At 59.0% G+C, this 24,642-nt stretch carries 24 protein-coding genes and 2 tRNA genes; 11 read left to right on the plus strand and 15 right to left on the minus strand.

Annotated features, from left to right (window positions below):
• Nucleotides 1-5: 5 nt before the first annotated feature.
• The 4 genes from G9X64_RS32920 to rplU form a co-directional block, all read right to left on the minus strand.
• Nucleotides 6-593: a GNAT family N-acetyltransferase gene (locus G9X64_RS32920; RefSeq protein WP_168309192.1), complete on the minus strand. Its 588-nt coding sequence runs from the start codon at nt 591-593 to the stop codon at nt 6-8.
• Nucleotides 590-1,246 (minus strand): GNAT family N-acetyltransferase, encoded by a 657-nt coding sequence (locus tag G9X64_RS32925; RefSeq protein ID WP_027668026.1) that lies wholly within the window; start codon nt 1,244-1,246, stop codon nt 590-592. The genes G9X64_RS32920 and G9X64_RS32925 overlap by 4 nt, the downstream gene beginning before the upstream one ends.
• A gap of 126 nt (nt 1,247-1,372) precedes the next feature.
• Nucleotides 1,373-1,642, minus strand: coding sequence for a 50S ribosomal protein L27 (rpmA, locus tag G9X64_RS32930; RefSeq protein WP_003543909.1), 270 nt, complete (start codon nt 1,640-1,642; stop codon nt 1,373-1,375).
• A 33-nt stretch (nt 1,643-1,675) separates the two neighbouring features.
• Nucleotides 1,676-1,993, minus strand: a complete 318-nt coding sequence (rplU, locus tag G9X64_RS32935; RefSeq protein ID WP_003543907.1) for a 50S ribosomal protein L21 — start codon at nt 1,991-1,993, stop codon at nt 1,676-1,678.
• A gap of 304 nt (nt 1,994-2,297) precedes the next feature.
• Here rplU and G9X64_RS32940 point away from each other — a divergent pair.
• Nucleotides 2,298-2,387: transfer RNA gene (locus G9X64_RS32940), tRNA-Ser, on the plus strand.
• A gap of 83 nt (nt 2,388-2,470) precedes the next feature.
• Here the strand turns inward: G9X64_RS32940 and G9X64_RS32945 are convergent.
• Genes G9X64_RS32945 through G9X64_RS32960 form a run of 4 tightly spaced genes read right to left on the minus strand, consistent with a single transcriptional unit; the run spans nt 2,471 to nt 5,581 of the window.
• A complete protein-coding gene (locus G9X64_RS32945; RefSeq protein ID WP_168309191.1) occupies nt 2,471-3,106 on the minus strand; it encodes a hypothetical protein in 636 nt (211 codons plus the stop codon).
• Between the two features lie 16 nt (nt 3,107-3,122).
• Nucleotides 3,123-3,449, minus strand: coding sequence for a hypothetical protein (locus G9X64_RS32950; protein WP_168309190.1), 327 nt, complete (start codon nt 3,447-3,449; stop codon nt 3,123-3,125).
• A 53-nt stretch (nt 3,450-3,502) separates the two neighbouring features.
• Nucleotides 3,503-4,267: an LEM-3-like GIY-YIG domain-containing protein gene (locus G9X64_RS32955; RefSeq protein ID WP_168309189.1), complete on the minus strand. Its 765-nt coding sequence runs from the start codon at nt 4,265-4,267 to the stop codon at nt 3,503-3,505.
• A 9-nt stretch (nt 4,268-4,276) separates the two neighbouring features.
• Entirely contained in the window at nt 4,277-5,581 is a 1,305-nt protein-coding gene (locus G9X64_RS32960) for a PAN domain-containing protein (RefSeq protein WP_246271134.1), read from the minus strand.
• A 489-nt stretch (nt 5,582-6,070) separates the two neighbouring features.
• Between G9X64_RS32960 and G9X64_RS32965 the strand changes: the two genes are divergently transcribed.
• Nucleotides 6,071-6,340: a hypothetical protein gene (locus G9X64_RS32965; protein WP_210259761.1), complete on the plus strand. Its 270-nt coding sequence runs from the start codon at nt 6,071-6,073 to the stop codon at nt 6,338-6,340.
• A gap of 114 nt (nt 6,341-6,454) precedes the next feature.
• Nucleotides 6,455-6,544: transfer RNA gene (locus tag G9X64_RS32970), tRNA-Ser, on the plus strand.
• A 120-nt stretch (nt 6,545-6,664) separates the two neighbouring features.
• Here G9X64_RS32970 and G9X64_RS32975 read toward each other — a convergent pair.
• The 4 genes from G9X64_RS32975 to G9X64_RS32990 all read right to left on the minus strand — a co-directional run bounded on the left by G9X64_RS32975 (nt 6,665) and on the right by G9X64_RS32990 (nt 12,589).
• A complete protein-coding gene (locus tag G9X64_RS32975; protein ID WP_168309188.1) occupies nt 6,665-8,113 on the minus strand; it encodes an adenylate/guanylate cyclase domain-containing protein in 1,449 nt (482 codons plus the stop codon).
• Nucleotides 8,114-8,626: 513 nt separating this feature from the next.
• Nucleotides 8,627-10,255: an ArnT family glycosyltransferase gene (locus G9X64_RS32980; RefSeq protein ID WP_168309187.1), complete on the minus strand. Its 1,629-nt coding sequence runs from the start codon at nt 10,253-10,255 to the stop codon at nt 8,627-8,629.
• A 300-nt stretch (nt 10,256-10,555) separates the two neighbouring features.
• Nucleotides 10,556-11,116, minus strand: a complete 561-nt coding sequence (locus tag G9X64_RS32985) for a DsbA family protein (RefSeq protein WP_168309186.1) — start codon at nt 11,114-11,116, stop codon at nt 10,556-10,558.
• 36 nt (nt 11,117-11,152) lie between these two features.
• A complete protein-coding gene (locus tag G9X64_RS32990) occupies nt 11,153-12,589 on the minus strand; it encodes a DUF6880 family protein (protein ID WP_168309281.1) in 1,437 nt (478 codons plus the stop codon).
• A 200-nt stretch (nt 12,590-12,789) separates the two neighbouring features.
• Between G9X64_RS32990 and G9X64_RS32995 the strand changes: the two genes are divergently transcribed.
• The gene (locus G9X64_RS32995; protein WP_130718321.1) at nt 12,790-13,044 is read left to right on the plus strand and encodes a DUF2934 domain-containing protein; all 255 of its coding nucleotides are present in this window, start codon (nt 12,790-12,792) and stop codon (nt 13,042-13,044) included.
• A gap of 33 nt (nt 13,045-13,077) precedes the next feature.
• Here the strand turns inward: G9X64_RS32995 and G9X64_RS33000 are convergent, their stop codons facing one another.
• Complete coding sequence (locus G9X64_RS33000; protein WP_168309185.1) at nt 13,078-13,647, minus strand: GNAT family N-acetyltransferase; 570 nt, start codon at nt 13,645-13,647, stop codon at nt 13,078-13,080.
• Nucleotides 13,648-13,704: 57 nt separating this feature from the next.
• Nucleotides 13,705-14,349: a ThuA domain-containing protein gene (locus G9X64_RS33005; RefSeq protein WP_168309184.1), complete on the minus strand. Its 645-nt coding sequence runs from the start codon at nt 14,347-14,349 to the stop codon at nt 13,705-13,707.
• Nucleotides 14,350-14,596: 247 nt separating this feature from the next.
• Between G9X64_RS33005 and galE the strand changes: the two genes are divergently transcribed.
• Together galE and G9X64_RS33015 are read left to right on the plus strand one after the other, a co-directional pair.
• A complete protein-coding gene (gene galE, locus G9X64_RS33010) occupies nt 14,597-15,580 on the plus strand; it encodes a UDP-glucose 4-epimerase GalE (protein ID WP_168309183.1) in 984 nt (327 codons plus the stop codon).
• Nucleotides 15,558-17,102, plus strand: coding sequence for an alkaline phosphatase family protein (locus G9X64_RS33015; protein ID WP_168309182.1), 1,545 nt, complete (start codon nt 15,558-15,560; stop codon nt 17,100-17,102). Before galE ends, G9X64_RS33015 begins: the two co-directional genes overlap by 23 nt.
• A gap of 110 nt (nt 17,103-17,212) precedes the next feature.
• Here G9X64_RS33015 and G9X64_RS33020 read toward each other — a convergent pair whose 3' ends face one another.
• On the minus strand, nt 17,213-17,710 hold the full coding sequence (locus G9X64_RS33020) for a DUF1993 domain-containing protein (RefSeq protein WP_168309181.1): 498 nt from the start codon (nt 17,708-17,710) through the stop codon (nt 17,213-17,215).
• Nucleotides 17,711-18,084: 374 nt separating this feature from the next.
• Here G9X64_RS33020 and G9X64_RS33025 point away from each other — a divergent pair, with 374 nt between their 5' ends.
• The 5 genes from G9X64_RS33025 to G9X64_RS33045 all read left to right on the plus strand — a co-directional run bounded on the left by G9X64_RS33025 (nt 18,085) and on the right by G9X64_RS33045 (nt 24,634).
• On the plus strand, nt 18,085-19,014 hold the full coding sequence (locus tag G9X64_RS33025; RefSeq protein ID WP_168309180.1) for a sugar ABC transporter substrate-binding protein: 930 nt from the start codon (nt 18,085-18,087) through the stop codon (nt 19,012-19,014).
• A 69-nt stretch (nt 19,015-19,083) separates the two neighbouring features.
• Nucleotides 19,084-20,625: a sugar ABC transporter ATP-binding protein gene (locus G9X64_RS33030; RefSeq protein WP_168309179.1), complete on the plus strand. Its 1,542-nt coding sequence runs from the start codon at nt 19,084-19,086 to the stop codon at nt 20,623-20,625.
• 34 nt (nt 20,626-20,659) lie between these two features.
• On the plus strand, nt 20,660-21,685 hold the full coding sequence (locus G9X64_RS33035) for an ABC transporter permease (RefSeq protein ID WP_011653996.1): 1,026 nt from the start codon (nt 20,660-20,662) through the stop codon (nt 21,683-21,685).
• Nucleotides 21,686-21,833: 148 nt separating this feature from the next.
• Nucleotides 21,834-22,892 (plus strand): dipeptidase, encoded by a 1,059-nt coding sequence (locus tag G9X64_RS33040; protein ID WP_168309178.1) that lies wholly within the window; start codon nt 21,834-21,836, stop codon nt 22,890-22,892.
• A 98-nt stretch (nt 22,893-22,990) separates the two neighbouring features.
• Nucleotides 22,991-24,634 carry an ABC transporter substrate-binding protein gene (locus tag G9X64_RS33045; RefSeq protein ID WP_168309177.1) on the plus strand — a complete coding sequence of 548 codons (1,644 nt, stop codon included), beginning with the start codon at nt 22,991-22,993 and terminating at the stop codon, nt 24,632-24,634.
• Nucleotides 24,635-24,642 lie beyond the last annotated feature (8 nt).

Raw genomic sequence — 24,642 nt, forward strand, 5'->3', positions numbered from 1 at the left:
CTTGATCAGGCAACCTTCCGCGGCTGCAGCATGCCCGGCTGCAGCACGGTTTCGATGTGCGACACCATGGTGTTGCGGGCGAAACAGTAGATTTCGCCGCAACCCGTCATGCGGAAACCGAGTTTCTCCTGCAGTCGCAGCGAAGCCGGGTTGTCGGCGAAGACGCCGGAATAGATCGGCGTCTCCGGCATGCGGCGCGAGAAGCGCTCGATGATCGCCGTCACCGCCTCGCTCATATAGCCGCGCCGCCAGTAGTAGCGGTTCAGCCAGTAGCCGAGGTGCCAGCGGCCGTGGCGCAGCTCGATCGAGACGTTGCCGATATGGACATCGTCCTTATCGGTGATCGCCAGCGGCCAGTCGGGCAGGGTGCCCGAGGTGACCGGGACCAGCCAGTCCAGCGCATCCTGCCGGTCGAACGGCGCGGGTACGCGGGACAGCATGCGCGTGACCGCGAAATCGGAGAGCGATTCCGCGATCGCAGGCGCATCGCTCAGCCTGTGGGGGCGGAGCGTCAGGCGGGCGGTCGAGATGACCGGCGCGGGGCCGGGCATCATCGGCTTGACCTCGGGCCTTTGCAGCGCAGTCGTGCTCATGCGATGTTCCCCCAGCTTCGGAGGGACATCCAGGTCTTGCGGTCGAGCCTGTACCATTCGACCGGCACGTTGCTGCCGAGCGCCAGCGAGGCGGCGAGCCCCGAACCCTGGAACTGGAAGCCGCACTTCTGGATGACGCGGCGCGAGGCGACATTCATTACCCGGCAACGGGCGTCGATCTGATCGACGTCCTGGCGGGTCCTGAATACCATATCGACCAGGGCATGGCAGGCCTCGGTCGTATAACCCTTGTTCCAATAGGGCTCGCCCAGCCAGTAGCCGATCTCGACGGTCTTGCCGTCCGTCTGCGGTTCCACACCGCAGCAGCCGATAAAGGCGCCGTTTTCCGCCTTGGTGATCGCATAGACGCACTTGCCAATCTCGCCATTTTTCGTGCGACGCACGAAGTCGGCAGCATCATCGGCGGTATAAGGGTGCGGCATACGCGATACCATGGTAGCGACTTTGGCGTTATTGGCGAGATGGGCAAGGGCGTCGATGTCTTCTTCGTGGGGCGCGCGCATGACGAGCCTTTCCGATAACAAGACAGGGCAATCGGTCCTTAACCGTTCCGGCCTCAGCCGCTCCGTGGAAGACCGCTGGTCTTCCCGGGGAGACCGTGATTGGTCTACCCTTAACAATTCGCCTTGCATGGTTCAGTCCTCCTTGAGGGGTAAAGAAAAAGGGGAGATGGCGCCCCATCTCCCCTGTTTTCTAGACTGAACCTGATACGGCCAGCCGGGTCGATGAGACGCCGGCTGTTTTTGAGCGCTACCGGCTTATTCCGCTGCTTCCGCTTTCGGCATGACAGACACGTAGACGCGACCGTTGGCCTTCGTTCGGTAGTTCACATTGCCGGCGGTAAGCGCAAAAATCGTGTGATCCTTGCCGAGGCCGACGTTGGAACCCGGATGCCACTCAGTACCGCGCTGACGCACGATAATGTTGCCTGCGATGACGGCTTCGCCGCCGAACTTCTTCACGCCAAGGCGCTTGGACTGAGAATCGCGACCGTTGCGCGATGAACCGCCAGCTTTTTTGTGTGCCATTGGAGTTCTCCTTTAAACCTTGTCCCGTTGATCTTACTTGGCAGCCACGATGTCCGTGATACGGACGACCGTGTGATGCTGACGATGGCCGCGCGAACGCTTCGAATTCTGACGGCGGCGCTTCTTGAAGGCGATGACCTTCTTGCCGCGGTTCTGTTCGACGACTTCTGCCTTGACAGAGGCGCCGGTTACGAAGGGCGCACCGATCGCAGCGTCGGCGCCTTCGCCGATCACGAGCACTTCGGTGAATTCAATGGAGTCGCCAGCGGTGGCTTCCAGCTTTTCGATGGTCAGCACGTCGTTGGCTGCCACACGGTACTGTTTACCGCCGGTCTTGATGACTGCGAACATTTTTTATCCTTTCATGTTCGTTCCAGCGCTCCCCGCAAATCCAGCAGGTGGCTGTCTTTTTATCAGTCGAAGTTAAGCAGGGATTTCAGAGGTCTAATCCTCGAACTCGTCCTGCCGGTGAAGCCCCGCGCGAGCGCGGGACGGCCAAGGCGCGGATTTCTCCAAACCTATTGCGCAGCCGAGATACGCGAGTGACAAAAAGGTGTCAAGGCAAAAGGATGGAATGCTTCGACTTTTCGGCTTGCCAGCCTGTCATTTGCCCGTTATGAGAACGCCCGCGCCAAACAAGCGCCGACCAGACCGCGGAGAGGTGGCAGAGTGGTCGAATGCACCGCACTCGAAATGCGGCATACCTGCAAGGGTATCGTGGGTTCAAATCCCACCCTCTCCGCCATTCGGTTTCCCTTTCGGATCAAGCGCTTGTGGCGTGACGACTCACTCGGTTCAGGCGACTTTTGAGCGACGTGTCGGCATTCTTCATCGCAGAGCCACGACCCCGGCACTAAACGGGTCTGCGCCGTAGTATTCAACGGCTCCGGTCGCCGAGACAAGCGCTATGGCGATACCTGCCTGATTCGCTCGTGATGTCATCTTGCGTGCGAGATCGCGCGTTGTGATCGTGTTTGGGACCACCGCGATGTTAATCTCACCTTCTCCTGCCCTCGTGAGGAGTTGTCCGGCTGCCTCCTGCAGTCCCTTCCGCAGACGAGAGACCTGCCCGGCGTGACGTGTGTTGATGATGCCGCCTTTGCATTCCGCAATAACCGGGCAACCTCCGATCGTCGCAACGACGTCACCCTGTCCTGGGTTCACATGAACCTCAAGAATCAGGTCGCCGTTCATATACCGACCAGCATAGCTCGTCGTTCCCCAGCCTTTGTGCCAAGTGAAGCCGTGCATAATCAACCAAGCTTGAATCTCGAACCGCTTGCCGTGCTCACCGTCGGGGTGAACGGATACCTTCTGAGCGCCGCGTGAGAATAGATGCATCGCAAAGGCGAGCATGACCGCGGCTTCACTCATATGCCGCTCCATGCTGCCGTCGGCTTTGGATAATCTCTTCTCTGGAGGATCCTTTTCGAGGATGAGATGCTGCAGTTCTACAAAAGCCATCGATGCTCTTCCAAAGCTAAACTTTTAGACCTTTGTGTTCCTCCAAATACTCGAGGACTTCATTCAGCGCGTGAATAATCTGAAGGCGATTGGCGCCGAATGCGTAGTAGCCTGATGATAGAATTTGCGGTGAAACGTCCGTCGCAGCTGGAGAGCTTCTCTTAATCTTCTCGCCGTTCTCATCAATCATTGTTAGGGGATAGCGAAAATCGCGACCGGATCCTTCATAGAATCCACCCGGACCGTAATTCTGTATATTTCCGTTATAGCAATTGCTACCAATGATATGTTCTAGTCTCGCGAGAAGTTGCGCCCGTGGTTTACTTATCTTAAACTTCGCCATTCTGCTGCTCCAATGAAAAACGATAAGTTAATCCGATCATTCAACCATGTCTTTCAGCAATTCCAAAACCGGACGGGATTTTGAACGTGCTTGAGCTCGGGGGCCGTTATCCGCTTGCCTCTCGCGCCAACGTAGAGATCCCATATCTCTTTCGGTGCGTCCCGCCCGACAAAGCCGAGCCTGTGTGCCTCGGATCCATCGGCATAAGGAATGTCAGGGAAGTTGTCGGCAGTTGCGGCCATCCACCTCTCGGCCTCAAAGGCTCCTACAACCACACCGCGGATAACAGCGAGCACATACTGAGCATTCTCAGCGCGTAACCTTGAAATTCTCCAGCAATAGCGGACGAGATTGTAGATTGCTCGACGATCGAACCTATCATCAAGCTTGTTGATGTTGATCAGCACAAGGCGATGCTTAGGGATCGAAGGAAATGTCGGCAGGCTATACTTGTCCACGATCTCGGCATGGTTCATGGGACCGCGGTCGCTGCTGGCGTGGCCACCCTGGATGTTGGTGAGGCCTGGATAGGCATCGATCAATGCAGCCTCGACTTCAAAGATCGCTGCCTCAGGTATCTCATGACGATGGATGACGTGAAGCACCTCAAGCCCAGCGTTCTTTATCGCCCGGATGCGATCGAGCTTTGATCCAAGTGTTTGGCTGTCGTCATCTGTTAAGTCTGCGACGCCAGCGGCATGATCGAATACGCGATTGTTACGACCTTTACCGACGTAAAACGTCTCGCCGTTCCGCGGATCGATGAGGCGATAGACATAGTTGCCAAGCCGCTCGCATACTTCCTCAGAAAATCGCACGGCCGCCCCTTAGTTCAAGCTGATGATCTTCGCGGGCGAGAAGTTCTGAAACTTCTTGAACCCGCTGACCATTCCCTTGCTTGGCATGGGTGTGCCAACCGACCCTTTCAGCCAGCACTGCTTCTTCGCATAGTTATAGGAGAATGCCATGCAGCGATTGTCGTCAACGCAGGCGAGGCGACAGTCGAGCGGCGTCTTGGCGGTGCTATGAGGGCGTGGGGAGAGATCGCCGCCTCGAAAGTCAACGTCGTGAAAGAGTGCGCTCTGCGGGTCGATCGTTCCAAGAGCAAATGTGGGCGGGTCGGCGTCGGCCCCGCTGAGGAATCGGCCTGAGAAGGCGACGCTATTTCCATCTGCCCGGTCCGCACTGGATTTGAGGAAGCAGTTCGGCCCTTTTGTGATCTTTGGGTTGGCGTTGAAAGTGAACGCCTTGCATTGACCGTTCATCACCAGACAACTCTGAGTACATTCCGCAGCGTCGCTTGCGCGGATAGAAGAAATGTCGTCGCCGAAGAGATCGAGGCCGGTATAGACGGCGATTCGGTTTGGGCGCTTCGTGAATTCTTCGATCGTTGAGAGTTTCGCTTGTGTCTGCGGCGTCGGCGTTGTGCTTACCGTTGTTTCTGTCGAGCGCGGCTGCTCCGGTGTCACCGGCTGCGCAGTTGATTCCTTTGTGCTCGTCGCGTTCGGGGCGGGCGGAGATGTATCTGGTGCTGCCGACGTGCCCGCTGCAGAGGGCTTTGACCCATCGCCAGTGCGATTGAGTTTATACCGCTCAATCTCTTCTGGAGTGAAGACGTGCATGTCATTCGGCGGTGTCTTGAACATGACGCTCAACACGTCCACGGGAGTATCGAAGCGGTTGAGGACGTCAATGATGTCCGAAATCGTGAGCTGCGCTCCCACGAGATCCGAGGTATCAGACGAGATCTGGTGCACGCCGAGCTTGCCCTCGACCTTCCGCTCGATACCCGCAAGAAACATATAAGCACATGCGGATAGGCATGCGCTGTCTTTCGGAATGTAGGTCGCGAGCTTTCGCTCATGAATGTCGTCTGCCATCAGCAGACCCATCTGCACGGCGCCGCCTGAGCTGTTCAAGGTAACAAGTTTAGCGCCGGGGGCTGCATGAAGAGCCCGCCGGAAGTTGAGCGCTGAGCCGACGTCGATATCGCCGTTCATCACAATGACATCTGGCTTGGCGTCATCCACGACAAACGGACCAAAGGCCTTCTCAGACGCGGCGGCAGGGCTGACAATTGTCATTCCGCATAGCGCAGCGCTCACCGCGGCAGATCGAAGCAACTTACGCATGAACAAGCTCCCAGCCCGAGATTATCAAACTACATACGCCTGAAGCTGACAAGGTTGTTGCACGCTCAACACTACTTATTCTGGATTGCGGTTAATAGACCGCCTTTGGGCCGGGATATCCTTGGCTCCTTCCACGGGCATTCTACTCGTGATCGTCACCGTCGATGGAGATCATATGGGGATGATCAGAAAGCTCTGATGTCGCTAGCAAGCCCAGGGCGTCGTGGTGGTGTGCTGTGAGCGCCGAGAAGTCGTTCGGCGTGATCAGGCGCCTGACCTCGGGTGGGTAGCAATTTCCACCGCCGATGTAGTCTCGAAAGGTGGCGCACGCCTGGGCGTTAGTCAGCACATAGAACGTTGGCGTGAGAGTTCTGAGATCCAGTTCGATGAAGATGAATAAGTCGGCGTTGAAAGAAAGGTTACAACTGTGCTTTCAATGAATCCAACCATGCTGGCCATATCTGGGATCGACGTGACGCAAACGGAAACATGGGCGCGACTGCTTGCATCGTTGTGTCAAGTTTCTGGGATCGATTCCAGGCGGAAGGCAATTGGCAAAAGATGGCGTGGTGGATTCACGATCATCTGCCCTACTCCGAACTTCAATTCTATCCGCGATATTGGGCGTTCAATATCACTTGGAGTGAAAAGCCGATAAGGCGCATCGACAGTTTTACTAAGCCGACCGGCTGCTTGACAAAGCCGGGCATGGAGAATCACGTTGGATCCCACGAACACCTGTGGGCAGGTATTCGTTGACCTGACTTTCGGCACGCTGCTGCCACATTGCCGTTGCCGCAGCCATTAAAATTGCCAGCCTGTCATTTGCTCGTTATGTGAACGCCCGCGCCGAACAAGCGCCGACCAGACCGCGGAGAGGTGGCAGAGTGGTCGAATGCACCGCACTCGAAATGCGGCATACCTGCAAGGGTATCGTGGGTTCAAATCCCACCCTCTCCGCCATAAACATAATTATCATGCAATGGAGCACGTGCGAAAACGTACGGTTGGCGACGTCACATTCGATTGCAGGGCCGCATCCGCGGCGTGAAGCAACCCGTCCCCAAGAGGCGACGCAGGCGGTTATGGCCCGTTGATGATGCGATACACGGAAGCATTGCCCTCAACTCCGTGGAGTGAGGAACCAAATTCCACGACATGGTGGCCGGTCAGGAGATGAATGACGCCTGGCGCCGTATAGAGCGCTTCCGAGATACAGATCTCGCCAGCATCTGCCAGAGATTGCACGCGGGCGGCAACATTTACGGTCTGACCAAAATAGTCGAGATTATCGTTTAGCGTCACAGCTATCGATGGGCCGCAGTGTGCGCCGATTTTGAGGATGATGCCGGGCTCACCATGTTCGAGATTGAAACGCTCGATTTCCTTTAAGATCTGCAATGCGGCCGAGACTGCGTCTGTTGGGCGAGAGAAGACGGCCATCACCGCGTCGCCGATCGTCTTTACGATGGCGCCGGAATGTTGCTGTGCCGTCAATTCGAGGAGAGCAAAATGCTCCCTCACCAAGGCGTAGGCGTTCAGGTCGCCCAAGCGCTCATACAGAGCCGTTGAACCTTTTAGGTCTGTGAAGAGGAAAGTCACCTGGCGAATGCCGAGCCCTTCCCGCTCGTCGACTCGCTCGGACCGGAACAGGCGCCTGAAGGTCTGCCTTGCCAGCAACATCCCGCCGGAGATATACGGCTCGAATTCGAGCTGCGGCTTGATTGTCAGGGCTGCCACCTCGGGCGGCCAATTTATCAAAAGCAGCGAGCCGCGAACGGGTCCTGTATTTTCCACCTCGATAATACAAGGACCCGGCGATAAAACGGCGAGGGCCGGGGAAAAGCGTTGCCCATCATACCTGACCCGCAGCAGCGTCGGCGCTGTGGCCGGCTCACCCGATATCGGCGTCATGAAGGCGGCCTGCGTTTGGACATTCACGCCGGAGAGAATACCAGGACCCAGCTCCGCCCGTAGCGTGACGCTCGAGTTCGGCGGCAGATAGGTGAGGCCGCGGACCAATCCGCGTAGGTAGTCGAGAAATCGGGCTTGCTGGCCGGGCAGCCTCCCGTCGTTGGCGAAGCGAAGCTTCCAGTGGAAGTCTTCGACCGAGAGCGAGTCGGGATCATGAAACGGCAGCCGCCGAAGATGCGGCGACACGGAGAACGTAACTTCGATGAAGTCATCGAGGTCAGTTTCGCCCGATACGTCGCACAAGCCACAGACATAATGGGTCTTGAGCGTGCGCAACGCGCCGAAGCTGTCGAGCACCATTCCAGATTGCGGACAAAGCACATCCCAGGTCATCTCGAACAGGCCGCATCGGGTGGCATGGAGGAACAGGTCAATGGATTCCGTATCAGTTATCGCGCGGTCACGTGCGAACGCCAGCGGATTGACACGATAAAGGGCGAGGTCGTTGCCGTCCCTGATTAGCGCTTCGAACTTTGAGATCACGCGCGGGCTCCAGGATCGAGCCTGCTCGATCTGGATCATCTTGCTTTCGAGAAGCCGATCGTCGACGCCAGTCATGGTCAACTTGTCCGAAGGCATTACGAGCGGAATTTTGGTGCGCCACCGGGGTCGAGTTCCCAATGACCTGCATACTCGAACCTTCACCTGCCGCTGTAGATTGCCGGCCCCGATTCTACCGAATGAACGCTGCTGACACAAGGTCGTGACCAGAGCGGGGTTTTGCGAATACGCTTCCAGAGGCGCACTATGTGGATCTTCACCAAGTTGTTGGAGACCAGATGGCGGACGATCCGAAAACTAGGAAGCCGCTGGCAAGCCTGGGTCCGGCGGCCTGGCAGGCAGCTACATGTCTGCATGGCTGTTTAGCTTGCGAAACCAGTCTTGAATCAGGGAATAAGCAGATTGGGAAGATCGCGACACATGAGATTCATGGCGGTCGAGAACTGGCAGCAGACAAATAGGCGGGGAGATAGTCACTGGCACACGGCCGGCGTCAGTTGCCCAGCGCCTTCTTCACCCAGACTCGATCATGAAGGTCGGCAAGACATGGATGCCAGACTGTCGCAGCTCTCATGGACGGGTGATCCTATAGATCAGCAAATTATTCAAATCCGCAAGTTTGGTTGCGGTCTTGTCCAGATGGTCGATAACCCCAACATGATGTTCGACGAACAGCCGGCCCTCCTTGTCGGTGGCGTTCTTGGTCACGCCGAACAGATCCGCGCCCTGCGCGCGCAGTTCCTCGAGCTGCGCGATCGCAGTGGCGTCATCCCCAACGAATTTCGACCATTCCGCATCACCTCCGCCAGGCGGGAACACCCAACCGCGCGCCCTGCTGTAGTAGACTGCGACGGGATCGCCGACCTCAGGCGCGATGGCGACGACAAGGTCGCCCGGTTGCGCCAATCGCGCCAGTTCCTCACCTAGCAGCTTGCCGTTCATGGCGATTGGCTTCTTCATCGTCCTGACGAGGGGCAAGGTTGACCAGGCAAGCGCGATGGCCACGATGAAGACCGAGCGAAGCATCACAGCCGGCGTCAGAACGGTTCTCGACCCAAGCGTTGCCAGAAGAAGCGCGCCGTGGCCGCAGAACATCGCGATCGGCACATGGAAGATGTGGAGATTCCACACATTGCTGGTGATCTCGCCGGCCGCCGCCAGATAGAGGATGGTGGCCGCGGCCAGCCACACATAGGGAATTGCCGAAAGGACGCGTTGCTTCGGGTCTTCGGCGGGACTGCGCGGCATCCACAAGCCGACGGCCAGCAGCACCAAGAACGGATAGCCGTAGAACCACAAGACCGAGGTGTTCCACAAGGAATTGAAGTAGAACCTGTCCCTGACATATGTCCAGAAGCCGTCATCCCAGATATAGCCGCCGGTGCCGGCGATATGAAACGGCGGATAGCTGCGGCCGAGATAAATCGCCCAGATGTAATAAGCGCCGATGATGGCCAGGCTCAAAAGCCCCGACAGGAAAACCCAGCTTGCCTGCTTTCGTTTCTTCTCCAGAATCCAGTAGACCATCAGGTAGAAGATGACGGCGCCGGCAGCGATGCCTGGCAGCTTTGACAGCACGCCGAGCGAGAAGCTGAGCGTGGCGAGCGGCAAGAGCCAGCCGCTGCCGCCGGCCCAGTATCTGACGAACAGCCAAACACCAAGAGTGACCAAGGCCAGCATCGCGGGATCGGGAAGAAACGAGCTGTCGATCATGATCGCCGCCGGCATCAGTGCGTAGGCGAGTGCCGCCGCGTGGGCGTGCATCTCGCCCCAGCATAGCGCCGTCAGCCTGTGTAGCGAAAACACCGTCACCAGACCGAAGAAGGCCGAAACCACGCGGCCGAACCAGTCCTGCCAGCCGAAGAGTTGGTAGAGCAAGGCCGTGAGATAGCTGACGATCTGGAACTCGCGGCCCTGATAGCTTGGCCCGGGCCCGGTCCAGCTGACCTCAGGAAAGAAGATGTTCCAGCTGCGCTGCTGGAAATTGTCGGCCATCATTGCGGTGCTTATCTCGCGCCAGCTGAAGCCGTCGACCAACGGCAAGGTGATCTTATGAAACCTGAAGACGATGGCAATAAACAGGATCCCCAGCAAGATCGCAGTGTCGAGGCTCGGGTATTTGCGAGCAACCATGTCCCAGTCGCTCGTCTGCTGCCATTGCGGACCTTTGGCTCGATTCAATTTCGGGTCGTCGCTCATCTGAACCGTGCCCTCCCCACTGACGCCCGACACGGCGCGATACGCGCCGGCATCTGATTGATAGGAAGATTTGGTTGAGCGGGATTAGGCCGTCGGCGCTGTCGGCTGCGAAGTGGCTCGTAGGCTTCACCGAGCAGCGGTTTGAGAGGCTTGCGAGGCGGCTTTTTCATGAGGGCAGTTCACCAGCAAAGCCTTAAAAAGCAATTAGCCCAGATTCATTACTGATTCCATCCCCGTACGAACACAATAAGGGCATCGGTGAGATGGCTCCCCTTGATAGTCTCTGGCACGTGGCCAGCGTCAGCTCCCCAGCGCCTTCTTCACCCAGGATCCAACCTCATCGCCGCTGCTCATGTCAGGCTGCACCAGCCCGTCGATCATGAAGGTTGGCGAGACATGGATGCCGTTCTGCCGGGCATATTTGCAGTGCCATTTGATCTCCCGGTCGAGATCGGGGATTGCGAAGGCTTCCTTCAGCTTGACGCCGCTGTAGGCTTCCAGGCGTTCGATGATCTGGTTCGGCGTCACATCCATATTCGGGCCGCCGGCATGACGCTCGAATTCGAACTCCTCGCGATGGGCTGCGATGGCGGCCATTACTTTCTTTGCTGTCTGCTTGCCGTCTTCCAGCGTCGAGGCTGCGATGATGCAGCGGACGAGGACGCCGGAATACATGTGCCAAGGTTGCGACTGCAGGCGGATCTTCACGGTGATCTTGTCTTCGCCCGCCTGGCTCAGCAGTTCGTCGAGCTTGTTGAACGCCCTGACCGAATAGGGGCAAGTCGGCTCCAGAAAGGCTTCGAAGATGCGGGGGCCGGTTCCCCAGTTGAGCGGATCGGCGTGCCAGGAAGGGGTCGTCATGGGATTCCTCTCTGAAGGTAAAACATCCGAAGCGACTTAAGGTACCAGTCTCCAGAAGCCATGCTTCTTGCCGTGCCGGCGCTTGAGTTCCGCGACATAGGCGTCATGGGATCTTATGTTGCTGAAGTCATCGATATGAGGCGCAAGCGACGCGCAGTCCGCAAGATGCCTCGCCGCGTGTTTATAGCGGCTGGGCCGGCTGTTATCGAGCGCGAAATCAATCATGGAGCGCAAGACGATGGTCGCTGCGAGCGGATGTTTCTCCGCCAGAGCTTCGGCCGCCGGCGTCATCAGCTCATAGAGATCGCCGTTCAGTTCCGCTTTCCTGATCGCCACCAGTTTTGCCGCCTCGGCAAGTGCCGGCCAATTCAGAAAAAAGACAAGTGCCTGGTGGACGTCCGGGAAAGCCCGGGCATGGGCAAATGCCTTCTCCTCGGCCTCAAGATCGTCGAAATCCGGCAATCGCTTGAGGAAGGCCTTGAGGTGCCCGGCATGCAGCGACCGCTCGAAGCACGCCCATCGATAGGTCTGTGCCTCCTCTGCGCGCCCCAGAGCCTCAAGCGTCTCGACGCGAGCAAGCTGCCACTCGAATGGCATTTCGGCCCAGCCTCTCCTGTCGGCCCCATCCAGCGTCTGCAGCGCTTCCTTCGCCCGCCCGGCCGAAAGCAGACGATTGGCGATGTCGGCCGCAATCATCGGCGCCTTGCGTGTCTCCTCGGGATGCTGGCCAATGTAGGCATCAACATCGCCCTGAGCGTCGGCAATTTGCTGCAAGGCTATGCGCACCGTCAGATCCCGGTGAGTGCCGGCGATCTCATCTTGGTAAATCGCGCCGCCGCTGCCCCAGCCAATGACCTTGCGCTCCTCTTCCGCCGGCTTGTCTTTCGGCTCCTTGGACCATTGGGCGACGAGGGTTTTCAAGCGATCGAGACCATCCTTGCCGAGGGCTGGCACCATCGCAGCAATCAAGTTGTCGTACTGGCCGTAGCTATCGTCCTGCACGGCTTTGAACACCTTATCGGCCAGAACATGGGCGTCGATTTTGGCGGACCCAGCAATTGCAGCAGCATCCTCGCAAGCCTGGTGAAAACTTTGGATAAGCGAACCGCCGCGGTCGTTGGACCTCTCAAAGATCGAATCGGCCAGTGCGAGGAACTGCCATATCAGTTCGAAAGCTTCCTGGGGATCATCGGCGGCAACCGTCTCTGCGATCGTCTTGCGCTGGGTTTCGAGATCGTTCTTCAGCGCCTTCACTTTGTGCCAGTTGATGAGGGTGCGAGCCCGGGCAATGCTCGCAAGCCGCTTTCGCACCTCACGCGCCACCTCGGCGCTGCCGTGATTGCCGGCAAGCTCCATTCGAAGCCGTCGCTTGTGGGCGGCACTGCCCATGCTGACCTCGATCAGCAGCTCGGCAAGGCGCTGCGCTCCAAGGGATTCGAGATTTTTCGCATTGAGTGTCGTCTTGGCTGCCATCGTCATCGCTGTCGTTTCTGCGGGTGACCCTACCCTGCAGGCAGTACGAGGCCAAGGTCCGGGAATGTGTACACGGGATAATCCTTCGGCGCCTCGCTATTAGCTAAAAACTAACGCTGCCTCGTAACGACTCCTAAAGCCGGTTTTGGCACCTTGTTGCCTGTCGAATATTGCTTCCAAATTTCTCGCTGGGGTTGATTATGAGTCATAATAAAGACGCCTGGGTCAGCCAGCGCGCTTATTCGTTGTGGGAATCGGAAGGCAGGCCGGATGGCCGCGGGGAAAGCCATTGGGCGCAGGCGTTGAGGGAGTTCGAGCAGCTTGAGCTGACGAAGGCCTCGCCTGACGGAAACGATCTCATCGAGAAGCTGAAAGCAGCCGGGCGGCTGATGCGGATCTATGATCAGGCAGCGCCCGCCGTCGAGAACGACCGGCAGATCAAAGCGGCTCGCTAGACCATGTTGCCACTCCCCTGAATGCCGAAATGTTCAGCGGCATTCCAGGCGGACGATCGGCCTTGCCGGCAGGCGTCTTGCCACTTCGGCGAAACCGGCATCGAGAAACATCGAGAGCGCTCCCGGATAGAGCTCGGCTCCGTTCGAAGCACGGGCGGCCTGATCAACAGGGTAGGCTTCGAGACATTCGGCTCCGTTCGCGCTTGCGAATTCGACGGCGTGTTTCAATAACAGTCGCGACAGGCCCCGCCGCCGGAACGGCTTGCGGACGATGAAGCAATTGATCGACCAGGCCGGCCTGTCATCGACCGGAGCAAAGGGTTTTGAACGGCGCAGCCGGTCGAATACGGCGCGTGGCGCGACACCGCACCATCCGGCCGGCTCATTCTCGTGATAGCCGAGAATGCCCGGCGGGCGCGGCCCGGCGAGCAGGCTTCGGAACCAGTTGCGATTTCCCTCGCCCCAACCTGCCTTGTAGTCGGCATTCGGACGATACCAGTAGGCGCAGCGACAATTCCGGCCGCCGGAGCAATCGTCGAAGACTGCTTCTATATCGGTCAAGCGGTCGGCAGTGGCGGGAAGGAAAGAGAAGCGATCCGGCATACGGGGAGATTAGTCGCGGGTGGGCGATTGGCAAGACTGCTCACCCGCCCTCCAACGCTACTGACGGGCGGCCCAGCTCAGACCACGCCGCAGGATGAGCGGCATGTAGGGATGGTCGAATTCGGCCGCGACATGGCCGAGGGCGGAATAAAAGATGCGGCCGGCGCCGAAATGGCGCTTGAAGACGACGGGCATCACGACATTGCGGGCTGCCGGATCGTAGGCGCCGGTGAAGGTGGTCGTCGCCAGGATTTCGACGGTCGGATCATAGTGGAGATAATATTGCTCCGAACGATAGTCGAAGTCCGGAATGCCCTCCATGACGGGATCGTTCTGGCGGGTGACGGCGACGCGGAAGTCGATGATGTTGCCGGGATGGGCGACCCAGGTGACGCCGGAGACATAGCGGAAATGCGCGCTTTCCTTGAAGGATGTGGCGAGCGCGCCGTGATGGCCGGCAAGCCCGAGCCCGCCACGCACGGCTTCGACGAGGGCAGTGGCATGTTCCCTCTCAAGCTTTTCGCCGGTGATGATGGGCACCAGCAGATCGGCTTTCGCCAGCGTCGGAGATCCGAATACGCCGAGATCGCTGGTCACCTCGACCGTAAAATCGTCCTCGCGCAGGAGATCGGCGACGATATGAGCGCATGGCTCCGGCTCGTGGCCGTGCCAGCCGCCCCAAACGACCAATGCCTTCCTCATTCGCGCTCTCCCTGCCTGATGGCTGCAGACCGTTGATCATCACATGGTGGTGCAAGCCCCTTAGATCGGGCGGCTATGCAAATCACGCGAATAATTCATGAATATTGCCGACCCGGCACAAAGGACACGGGCGGGCGGCTTCGGCATTTGACGTATTGTCCGTTGACGCCGATCGCAGTTCCTTCTTTTTATTGACGTGTATCTCGTCTAGGTTTCTCTCATCTCTCGTGAAGAATAAGGGTGGTGTATGGCAGGTGAAACGGTTCTTGTCGTCGGCGGTGCCGGCTATATCGGCTCGCATACGTGCCTCGACCTGGCGAACAAGGGCTATAGGCCTGTCGTCTTCGATAATTTTTCGAACGGTCATCGCGAGTTCGTCAGATGGGGGCCGGCCGAGGAAGGCGATATTCGCGACCGCGCCCGGCTGGATGAGGTGCTGGCCAAACACAAGCCGGCGGCGATCCTGCATTTTGCGGCGCTGATCGAGGTCGGCGAATCGGTCAAGGATCCGGTTTCCTTCTACGAGAACAATGTGATCGGTACTTTGACGCTGCTTTCAGCAGCCCAGGCGGCTGATATCAACGCCTTCGTCTTCTCCTCTACCTGCGCGACCTACGGCCTGCCGCAGAGCGTGCCGCTCGACGAAACGCACCGGCAGGTGCCGATCAATCCCTACGGGCGGACGAAATATATCGTCGAGCAGGCGCTTGCCGATTACGACCAGTACAGGAGCCTGCGCTCGGTGGTGTTGCGTTATTTCAATGCGGCTGGCGCCGATTTCGAAGGCCGGATCGGCGAATGGCATCAGCCGGAAACCCATGCGATACCGCTAGCGATCGACGCGGCGCTCGGCCGCCGCCAGGGTTTCAAGGTGTTCGGCAGCGACTACGAGACCCGCGACGGCACCTGCGTGCGCGACTATATTCATGTGCTCGATCTTGCCGATGCGCATGTGCGCGCCGTCGAATATCTGCTGAAGGGCGGCGATTCCGTCGCGCTCAACCTTGGCACCGGCACCGGCACGACAGTCAAGGAATTGCTGGGCGCCATCGAGGACGTGTCGAACCGGCCTTTCCCGGTCGAATATATCGGCCGTCGCGAAGGCGATTCGCATACGCTGGTCGCCAATAACGACAAGGCGCGCGACGTGCTCGGCTGGGTGCCGCAGTATGATCTGTCCGAGATCATCCGCTCCGCCTGGGACTGGCATGCAAAATCCAACCAGCATTGAAAAGGCGCGTCGGCCGAACATCCTGCTGATCACGGCGGACCAGTGGCGCGGCGATTGCCTGTCGGCCGTCGGTCATGCCTGCGTGAAGACGCCTGGTGTCGATGCGCTGGCGCGTGAAGGCACGCTCTTCCGGCGGCACTATGCCGGGGCGGCACCATGCTCGCCGGCGAGGGCCACACTCTATACCGGTCTCTATCAGATGAACCACCGGGTCTGCCGCAACGGTTCGCCGCTCGATGCCCGCTTCGACAATTTGGCACTGGCGGCCCGGCGGGCGGGATACGACCCGACGCTGTTCGGCTATACGGATACGGCGCCTGATCCGCGCGGCATGGATGCCGGCGATCCGCATCTGACGAGTTATGAAGGCGTGCTGCCAGGTTTTACCGCCCGCCAGCTTCTGCCCGAACATGAGAAACAATGGCTCTCCTGGCTCAGGTCCCGCGGCCATGCGGATGCCGTCAGCCGCGATATCCATATTCCTGTTGGTGCCAGAGCTGGAGAAATTTCCGATACGGCGCCGGCCTATTCCAGCGACGAGACCCAGACGGCGTTCCTGGCCGGCGAGTTCATCCGCTGGATGGGCGAACAGGACGGCCCGTGGTTCGCGCATGTCTCCTTCTTACGTCCGCATCCGCCATTCTCCGTGCCGGAGCCGTTCAACCGAATGTTCAAGCCGGGGGACGGACCGGTTTTTGCACGCGCGGAAGACCGCGAAGCGGAAGAGAACAGTCATCCCTATCTCGCCTATGCCATGCCGCGCGTTGAGAAGGGCAACTTCATCCACGGCGCAACGGGACCGCTCGGCGACTGGAACGCCGAGGATTTCGCCATGATAAGGGCGATCTATTACGGGATGATATCGGAGGTCGATGCGCAGCTCGGCCGCATCTGGCAAGCCCTGAAGGATGCGGGCGCTTGGGACGACACATTGATCGTCTTCACCTCCGACCATGCCGAGATGGCGGGCGATCACTGGACGCTTGGCAAGGGCGGCTTCTTCGACGGCAGTTATCATATTCCGCTTGTTATTCGGGATCCCGCAAGCGGTGCTCGGGGCGGGATCGTCGACGATTTCACCAGTGCTGCGGATATTTTTCCGACCCTTTGCCAAAGGCTCGGCATCGACGCGAAGAACGGGCTCGATGGCCGGTCGCTCATGCCGTTCGTCAACGGCGGTAGCGGACAGGGTTGGCGGGATGCGGCATTCTGGGAATTCGATTTCCGCGACATTGCGCATTGCGGGGCCGAGCGGCATTTCAGGCTCCGGTCCAACCAATGCAATCTCGCGGTGATCCGCGACAGACAGTTCAAATATGTGCATTTTACCGCATTGCCGCCGCTGCTCTTCGATCTTCGCAACGATCCGATGGAGCTCGACAATGTCGCAGCGGATCCGGCCTATGCGGCGATACGGCTCGCCTATGCCGAGAAGCTGCTGTCGCTGCGGGCACGGCATCTCGACCAGACGCTTGCCTATACCGAGCTGACGGAAAGAGGGCCGGTGACGCACCGGCCCTGACATTACAGCGCCGCGCGTCTTTTCAGACGCGCAGAGGACGCTGTAACACTTTGAATCGCTGCATAATTTTATCCTTAAATCGATTCCGATTTAAGGAATTATGCAGTGGCTCAGCCGAGATAATCGCGCTTGCCGATCGGGACGCCCTGGTTGCGCAGAATGGCGTGAGCCGTTGCGACGTGGAAATAGAAGTTCGGCAGGGCGAAGGTGGCGATATATTCGTCACCGGGGAGCACGATACCGCTCTTTCCCGGCAGGGTGATCTCACGGTTTTCCGCGCCTTCCAGCGCTTGGGCCGAGAAGCCGGCGAGATAGGCTTCGGTTTTTGCCAGGCGCTCGCGCAGGGCATAGAGCGTCGTTTCGTTGTCTTCGAACTTCGGGGCGTCGGTGGCGGTCAGGCGGGCGAGCGCGAATTTGGCGCTGTCGCTGGCGCGCTGATACTGGCCGGAGAGCGGCAGCATGTCGGGCGCAAGGCGAGCGGCGACCAATATGGCAGGATCGATATTCTTTTCCGTGGCATAGGCTTCGGCCTTGTCGAGGTAGGTTTTCAGGCCGGCGAGGCCGCGCTGGAACATCGGAACGGTGAGGCGATAGATCGAAATGGACATCTGTCCTGTCTCCAAAATCTTCAAATGATTGGGGCCGCAGCGAGAGATCAAAGACGCCTGCGACTCTCGGCCTGTCTTCGACCACGCATAGATGGATGCTCGCTTCGCCTTTCACAACGCAGGAAATGCAGGCGCCGGCCGTGAAGGCCCATGGCATTGCGCTTCATCCGTATCTGGTCGCCGCTAAAGAGACTTGACGCCGTTCCCAGAAAATGGAATGAATATTCCGCAGAGCGGATTTGACGGTTTGTTTGTTCCGTTTTGCGGAGCGCCGCGGGAGAGGTGGCGCGGGGAAATTGCGGCTTCAGAGCAAATGCCTGGAGCTCCGGCGTGAGGAGGGTGCAGCCGGGCACCGCTTTGTGGAGGAAGTGAAAATGAAAAAGTTTATCCTGGGCACTGCGATGGCGCTCGTCCTGTCGACGGCCGCTCACGCAGAAACCGTCGGCGTCTCGATGGCGAAATTCGACGACAATTTCCTGACCGTTCTGCGCAACGGCATGACCGATTATGCAAAGACACTGAGCGGCGTGACGCTGCAGGTCGAAGACGCGCAGAACGACGTTTCCAAGCAGCAGAGCCAGATCCAGAATTTCATCGCCTCCAAGGTCGATGCAATCATCGTCAACCCTGTCGATACCGATGCGACCACGGCAATGTCGAAGCTCGCGGCCGATGCCGGCATTCCGCTGGTTTACGTCAACCGTCAGCCGGTCAACGTCGACACGCTGCCGGACAATCAGGCCTTCGTCGCTTCCAACGAGCAGGAATCCGGCACGCTGGAAACCAAGGAAATCTGCCGCATTCTCGGCGGTAAGGGCAAGGCCGTCGTCATCATGGGCGAGCTCTCCAACCAGGCTGCGCGCATGCGGACCCAGGACGTTCATGACGTCATCAAGACGGATGAATGCAAGGGTCTGGAGATCGTTGAAGAGCAGACGGCGAACTGGGACCGCACCCAGGGCGCCGACCTGATGACCAACTGGCTCTCCAGCGGTATCGAATTCGACGCCGTGATCTCCAACAACGACGAAATGGCGATCGGCGCCATCCAGGCGCTGAAGGCGGCTGGCAAGGATATGAGCAAGGTCGTCGTCGGCGGCGTCGACGCCACGCAGGACGCGCTTGCCGCCATGCAGGCGGGTGATCTCGACGTCACCGTCTTCCAGGATGCTGCCGGCCAGGGCAAGGGCTCGCTCGATGCAGCGCTCAAGCTTGCCAAGGGCGAAAAGGTCGACAAAAAGGTCTACATTCCCTTCCAGCTCGTGACGCCTGAGAACGTCAAGGACTTCGTCACCAAGAACTGAGGCGAATGCCAAGCAGGATGCGGGCTTTGCCCGCATCCTTTCCGCCTGTCCGTATCCGGAGGAGATGATATGGCCGTCAGCCCGACAACCATGGCCGCCGTGCGCGCGAGTGGTGCAGTTCCGAATGCGGAATATCTCTTGAGCGCCGAGGGCGTTCGCAAGGAATTTCCGGGTGTCGTCGCACTCGACGACGTGCAGTTCCGGCTGAAGCGCGCCTCCGTGCATGCGCTGATGGGCGAAAACGGCGCCGGCAAATCGACGTTGATGAAGATCCTCGCCGGCATTTATATCCCCGACAAGGGCGATATCCGCCTGAAAGGGATCGAGATCCGGCTGAAATCTCCGCTTGACGCGCTGGAGAACGGGATTGCCATGATCCATCAGGAACTGAACCTGATGCCATTCATGACGGTCGCGGAAAATATCTGGATCCGCCGCGAACCGAAAAACCGCTTGGGTTTCATCGATCACGGCCGCATGCATCGCATGACCGAGGAGCTGTTTGCCCGGCTCAATATCGACATTGATCCCGATATCGAGGTTCGGCACCTCTCGGTCGCCAACCGGCAGATGGTTGAGATCGCCAAGGCGGTTTCCTATAATTCCGACGTGCTGATCATGGACGAGCCGACTTCGGCACTGACGGAGCGCGAGGTCGAGCATCTTTTCCGTATTATCCGCGACCTCAGGGCCCAAGGCATCGGCATCGTCTACATCACCCACAAGATGAACGAGCTTTTCGAGATCGCCGACGAGTTCTCCGTCTTCCGCGACGGCCGATATATCGGCACCCATGCCTCGACCGACGTCACCCGCGACGACATCATCCGCATGATGGTCGGGCGCGAGATCACCCAGATGTTCCCTAAGGAAGAGGTGCCGATCGGCGAGGTCGTGCTCTCGGTCAAGGATCTTTGTCTCAACGGCGTCTTCAAGAACGTCTCCTTCGAGGTCAGGGCCGGCGAAATCCTCGGCGTGGCCGGCCTCGTCGGTTCCGGGCGGTCGAACGTCGCCGAAACGCTGTTTGGGGTGACGCCGGCAAGTTCCGGCTCGATCGAGCTCTACGGCAAGCCGGTCACCATTTCTTCGCCGACCGAGGCCATCCGCAATCGGATGGCGTTCCTGACCGAGGACCGGAAAGATACAGGCTGCCTGCTGATCCTCGATATTCTCGAGAACATGCAGATCGCCGTTCTGCAGGACAGATATGTCAAGGGTGGCTTCGTGCAGCAGGGCGCAGTCGAGGCAACCTGCGAAGACATGGCAAAAAAGCTGCGCGTGAAAACGCCCAATCTTTACGAGCGGGTGGAAAATCTTTCGGGCGGCAATCAACAGAAGGTGCTGATCGGGCGCTGGCTGCTCACCAATCCGCGCATCCTCATCCTCGACGAGCCGACGCGCGGCATCGATGTCGGCGCCAAGGCGGAAATCCACAGGCTGGTCGTGGAGATGGCGCGAGACGGTGTGGCGGTGGTCATGATTTCTTCCGAAATGCCCGAGGTCCTCGGGATGAGCGACCGCATCATGGTCATGCACGAGGGGCGCGTGACCGGTTTCCTCAATCGCGACGAAGCAACGCAGATCAAGGTGATGGAGCTGGCTGCGCAGTGATGCGTTGACGGCGATCGTCCAAGGGAGGTTTGACATGACTACCAAGGCAGCAGAGGGCGCGGCTCCGCTCGCAACCCGGCAAAGGCGGCGGCGCATACCGACGGAACTCAGCATTTTCCTCGTGCTCGTCGGCATCGCGCTCATCTACGAAGTGCTCGGCTGGATGTTCATCGGCCAAAGCTTCCTGATGAATTCGCAGCGTCTGACGATCATGATCCTGCAGGTCTCCGTCATCGGCATTATTGCCGTCGGCGTCACGCAGGTCATCATCACCGGCGGCATCGATCTTTCGTCGGGCTCGGTCGTCGGCATGACGGCGATGATCGCCACAAGCTTCGCCCAGTCCTCGACCTGGGGACGAGCCGTTTTTCCCTCGCTGACCGACCTGCCGGCTTTCGTGCCGATCGTCGTTGGTCTGCTGATCGGGGCGGCCGCCGGTCTCGCGAACGGCGCGCTCATCGCCTACACGAAGATCCCGCCGTTCATTGCAACGCTTGGCATGTTCGTTTCGGCCAGAGGTGTCGCCAAGTGGTATACGAAGGGACAGCCGGTTTCGGGGATCACCGAACAGTTTCATTTCATCGGAACGAAAGCCTGGCCGGTTGTCGTCTTCCTGGTCGTTGCGCTGATCTTTCATATTGCGCTGCGCTATACGCGTTACGGAAAGTTCACCTATGCCATCGGCGCGAACCCGCAGGCCGCACGCGTTTCCGGCATCAACATCGAGGCGCATCTCGTCAAGGTCTATGTGATTGCCGGATTGCTCGCCGGCCTTGCCGGTATCGTCACGGCGGCACGTGCTGAAACCGCACAGGCCAGCATGGGCGTCGGATATGAACTCGACGCGATCGCTGCGACCGTCATCGGCGGCACCTCGCTCACCGGCGGCGTTGGGCGCATCACCGGCACCGTCATCGGCACCATCATCCTCGGCGTCATGACCTCCGGCTTCACGTTCCTCAGGATCGATGCCTATTACCAGGAGATCGTCAAAGGCCTTATCATTGTCGCGGCTGTCGTCATCGACGTCTACAGACAGAAGAAACGCCGCAAGCACTGATCTCCGTCGATCCGTTGGTTTTTGCGGGGGCTTGGGCCCCCGTTTCGTTTTCAGCGCCGATGGATTTCTAAAAAAAGAGGTGGCGAATTCCGTCAGCTTTTCTATTCTGGCCGCTTCATTCGCCCGATCGGGCAGCGCAGGAAGACAGATGCAATTCGTATTTGACGGTCACAACGACGTTCTCCTTCGACTCTGGACACATTCAAAAGACGGCAGCGACCCGATCGCGGAATTCGCAGACGGCACGACGGTCGGCCATATCGATGCGCATCGGGCGAGAGAGGGCGGTCTTTCAGGCGGTCTCTGCGCCATCTACATTCCCTCGGGCGATCTCGTCTTCGCCGATCCGGATGCCGATGGCCGCTATGTGACGCCGATGGCGGCCCCTCTCGATCCGCTGCCTTCCCTTGCCATCGCCAATGAAATGGCGGCCATCGCGCTGCGGCTCGATCAGGCCGGCGCCTGGCGGCTCTGCCGGACGGTGAAGGATATCCGCGGCGCCATGGCGGACGGCATTTTCGCCGCCGTCATGCATATGGAAGGCTGCGAGGCAATCGGCGCCGATCTCGCGGCGCTCGAGGTATTCTATGCGGCAGGGCTGCGGTCGCTCGGGCCGGTCTGGAGCCGACACAACGTGTTCGGTCACGGCGTGCCCTTCGCTTTCCCGATGTCACCGGACACGGCGCCCGGCCTTACCGATGCCGGCTTCGCGCTGGTCAGGGAATGCAATCGCCTCGGTATCTTGATCGACCTTGCCCATATCACAGAGAAGGGTTTCTGGGACGTGGCGAAGAAGACGGACCAGCCGCTGGTCGCCAGCCATTCCAATGCCCACGCCCTGACGCCGGTCGCGCGCAACCTGACGGACAGGCAGCTCGATGCGATCCGCGAAAGCCGCGGGCTGGTCGGCATCAATTATGCCACCGCCATGCTGCGCGCCGACGGCCGCTCGGACAGTGATACGCCGCTTGCCGATATGATCCGCCACATCGACTATCTTGTGAACCGCATCGGCATCGACTGCGTGGGGCTCGGATCGGACTTCGACGGGGCCACCATTCCCGAGGAAATCGGCGATGCAGCCGGCAATCAGAAGCTGATTGCCGCTCTCAGAGAGGTTGGCTATGGTGAAGCCGATCTCACGAAACTTGCCCGTGAAAATTGGCTTCGCATTCTCGCACAAGCTTGGCGGGAGGGTCACGCCTAAAGCGCCGCGCGCGCCTCTGGACGCGCTGAGAAGGCACCATAGTTTTCATGGGTATGACCGCAAACGCTTCGTAATCAATCAAAACAGGGGAACAAACTATGATGATGACCAAGCTCCACCGCAATTTCCGTATGCTTTCCGCGGGAGCTGCACTTTCACTGCTGATGATGGCCGCACCCTCGGCCTTCGCCGAGACGCCGAAAGATACGCTGGTCGAAGGTTTCGCCATCGACGATATCATCACGATGGATCCGGGCGAGGCTTTCGAGCTTTCGACCGCCGAAATTACCAGCAACAGCTACAGCCTGCTCGTCCGTCTCGACATGGACGACACGTCCAAGGTGAAGGGCGATCTGGCCGAAAGCTGGAGCGTTTCCGATGACGGTCTCACCTATACGTTCAAGCTGAAGTCCGGCCTGAAATTCGCCTCCGGCAACCCGATCACCGCCGAAGACGTTGCCTGGTCGTTCGAGCGCGCCGTCAAGCTCGACAAGAGCCCGGCCTTCATTCTCACCCAATTCGGCCTGACCGGCGACAACGTCACGGAAAAGGCCAAGGCGGCCGATGCCGGCACCTTCGTCTTCACAGTCGACAAGGCCTATGCGCCGAGCTTCGTGCTCAACTGCCTGACGGCAACGGTGGCTTCCGTCGTCGACAAGAAGCTGGTGCTGGAGCATGTGAAGGCGATGACGCCCGATGCCGACCACAAATACGACAACGACTTCGGCAATGAATGGCTGAAGACCGGCTATGCCGGTTCCGGCGCCTATAAGATGCGCGAATGGCGCGCCAACGAAGTCGTCGTGCTGGAGCGCAACGACAATTATTATGGCGACAAGGCAAAGCTCAACCGCGTCATCTACCGCTACATGAAGGAAAGTTCTGCCCAGCGCCTGGCGCTCGAAGCCGGTGACATCGATATCGCCCGCAATCTCGAGCCGGGCGACATCGACGCCGTTTCGAAGAATGCCGATCTCGCGACAACGAGTGCGCCGAAGGGCACGATCTATTATGTCAGCCTGAACAACAAGAACGAGAACCTGAAAAAGCCGGAAGTCCAGGAAGCCTTCAAATATCTGGTCGATTACGATGCGATAGGCGCAACGCTGATCAAGGGTATCGGCGAGATCCATCAGACCTTCCTGCCAAAGGGTCAACTCGGCGCGCTCGATGAGAATCCCTACAAGCTCGATGTCGCCAAGGCCAAGGAACTGCTCGCCAAGGCCGGTGTACCCGACGGTTTCTCGATCACCATGGACGTGCGCAACACGCAGCCGGTGACCGGTATCGCTGAATCGATGCAGCAGACGCTGGCGCAGGCCGGCGTGAAGATGGAAATCATCCCCGGCGACGGCAAGCAGACGCTGACCAAGTACCGCGCCCGTACCCACGACATGTATATCGGCCAATGGGGTTCTGACTATTTCGACCCGAATTCCAATGCCGACACCTTTACCAGCAATCCTGACAATTCCGATGCCGGCACGGTGAAGACGCTCGCGTGGCGCAACAGCTGGGAAGCGCCGGAGCTCGACAAGCAAGCCAAGGCAGCACTTCTGGAACGCGACGCCGCCAAGCGTGCCGCCATATATCAGGACATCCAGAAGAAGTATCAGGCAAACAGCCCCTTCGTCTTCATCTTCCAGCAGACCGAGGTGGCCGGCTACCGCAAGAGAGTGAAGGACTTCAAGCTGGGTCCGAGCTTCGACACCAATTTCGTCGGTCCGATCGCCAAGGAATAGTCCGGCAG

The sequence above is a fragment of the Rhizobium sophorae genome (assembly GCF_013087515.1).
Classification (GTDB): Bacteria; Pseudomonadota; Alphaproteobacteria; order Rhizobiales; family Rhizobiaceae; genus Rhizobium; species Rhizobium sophorae.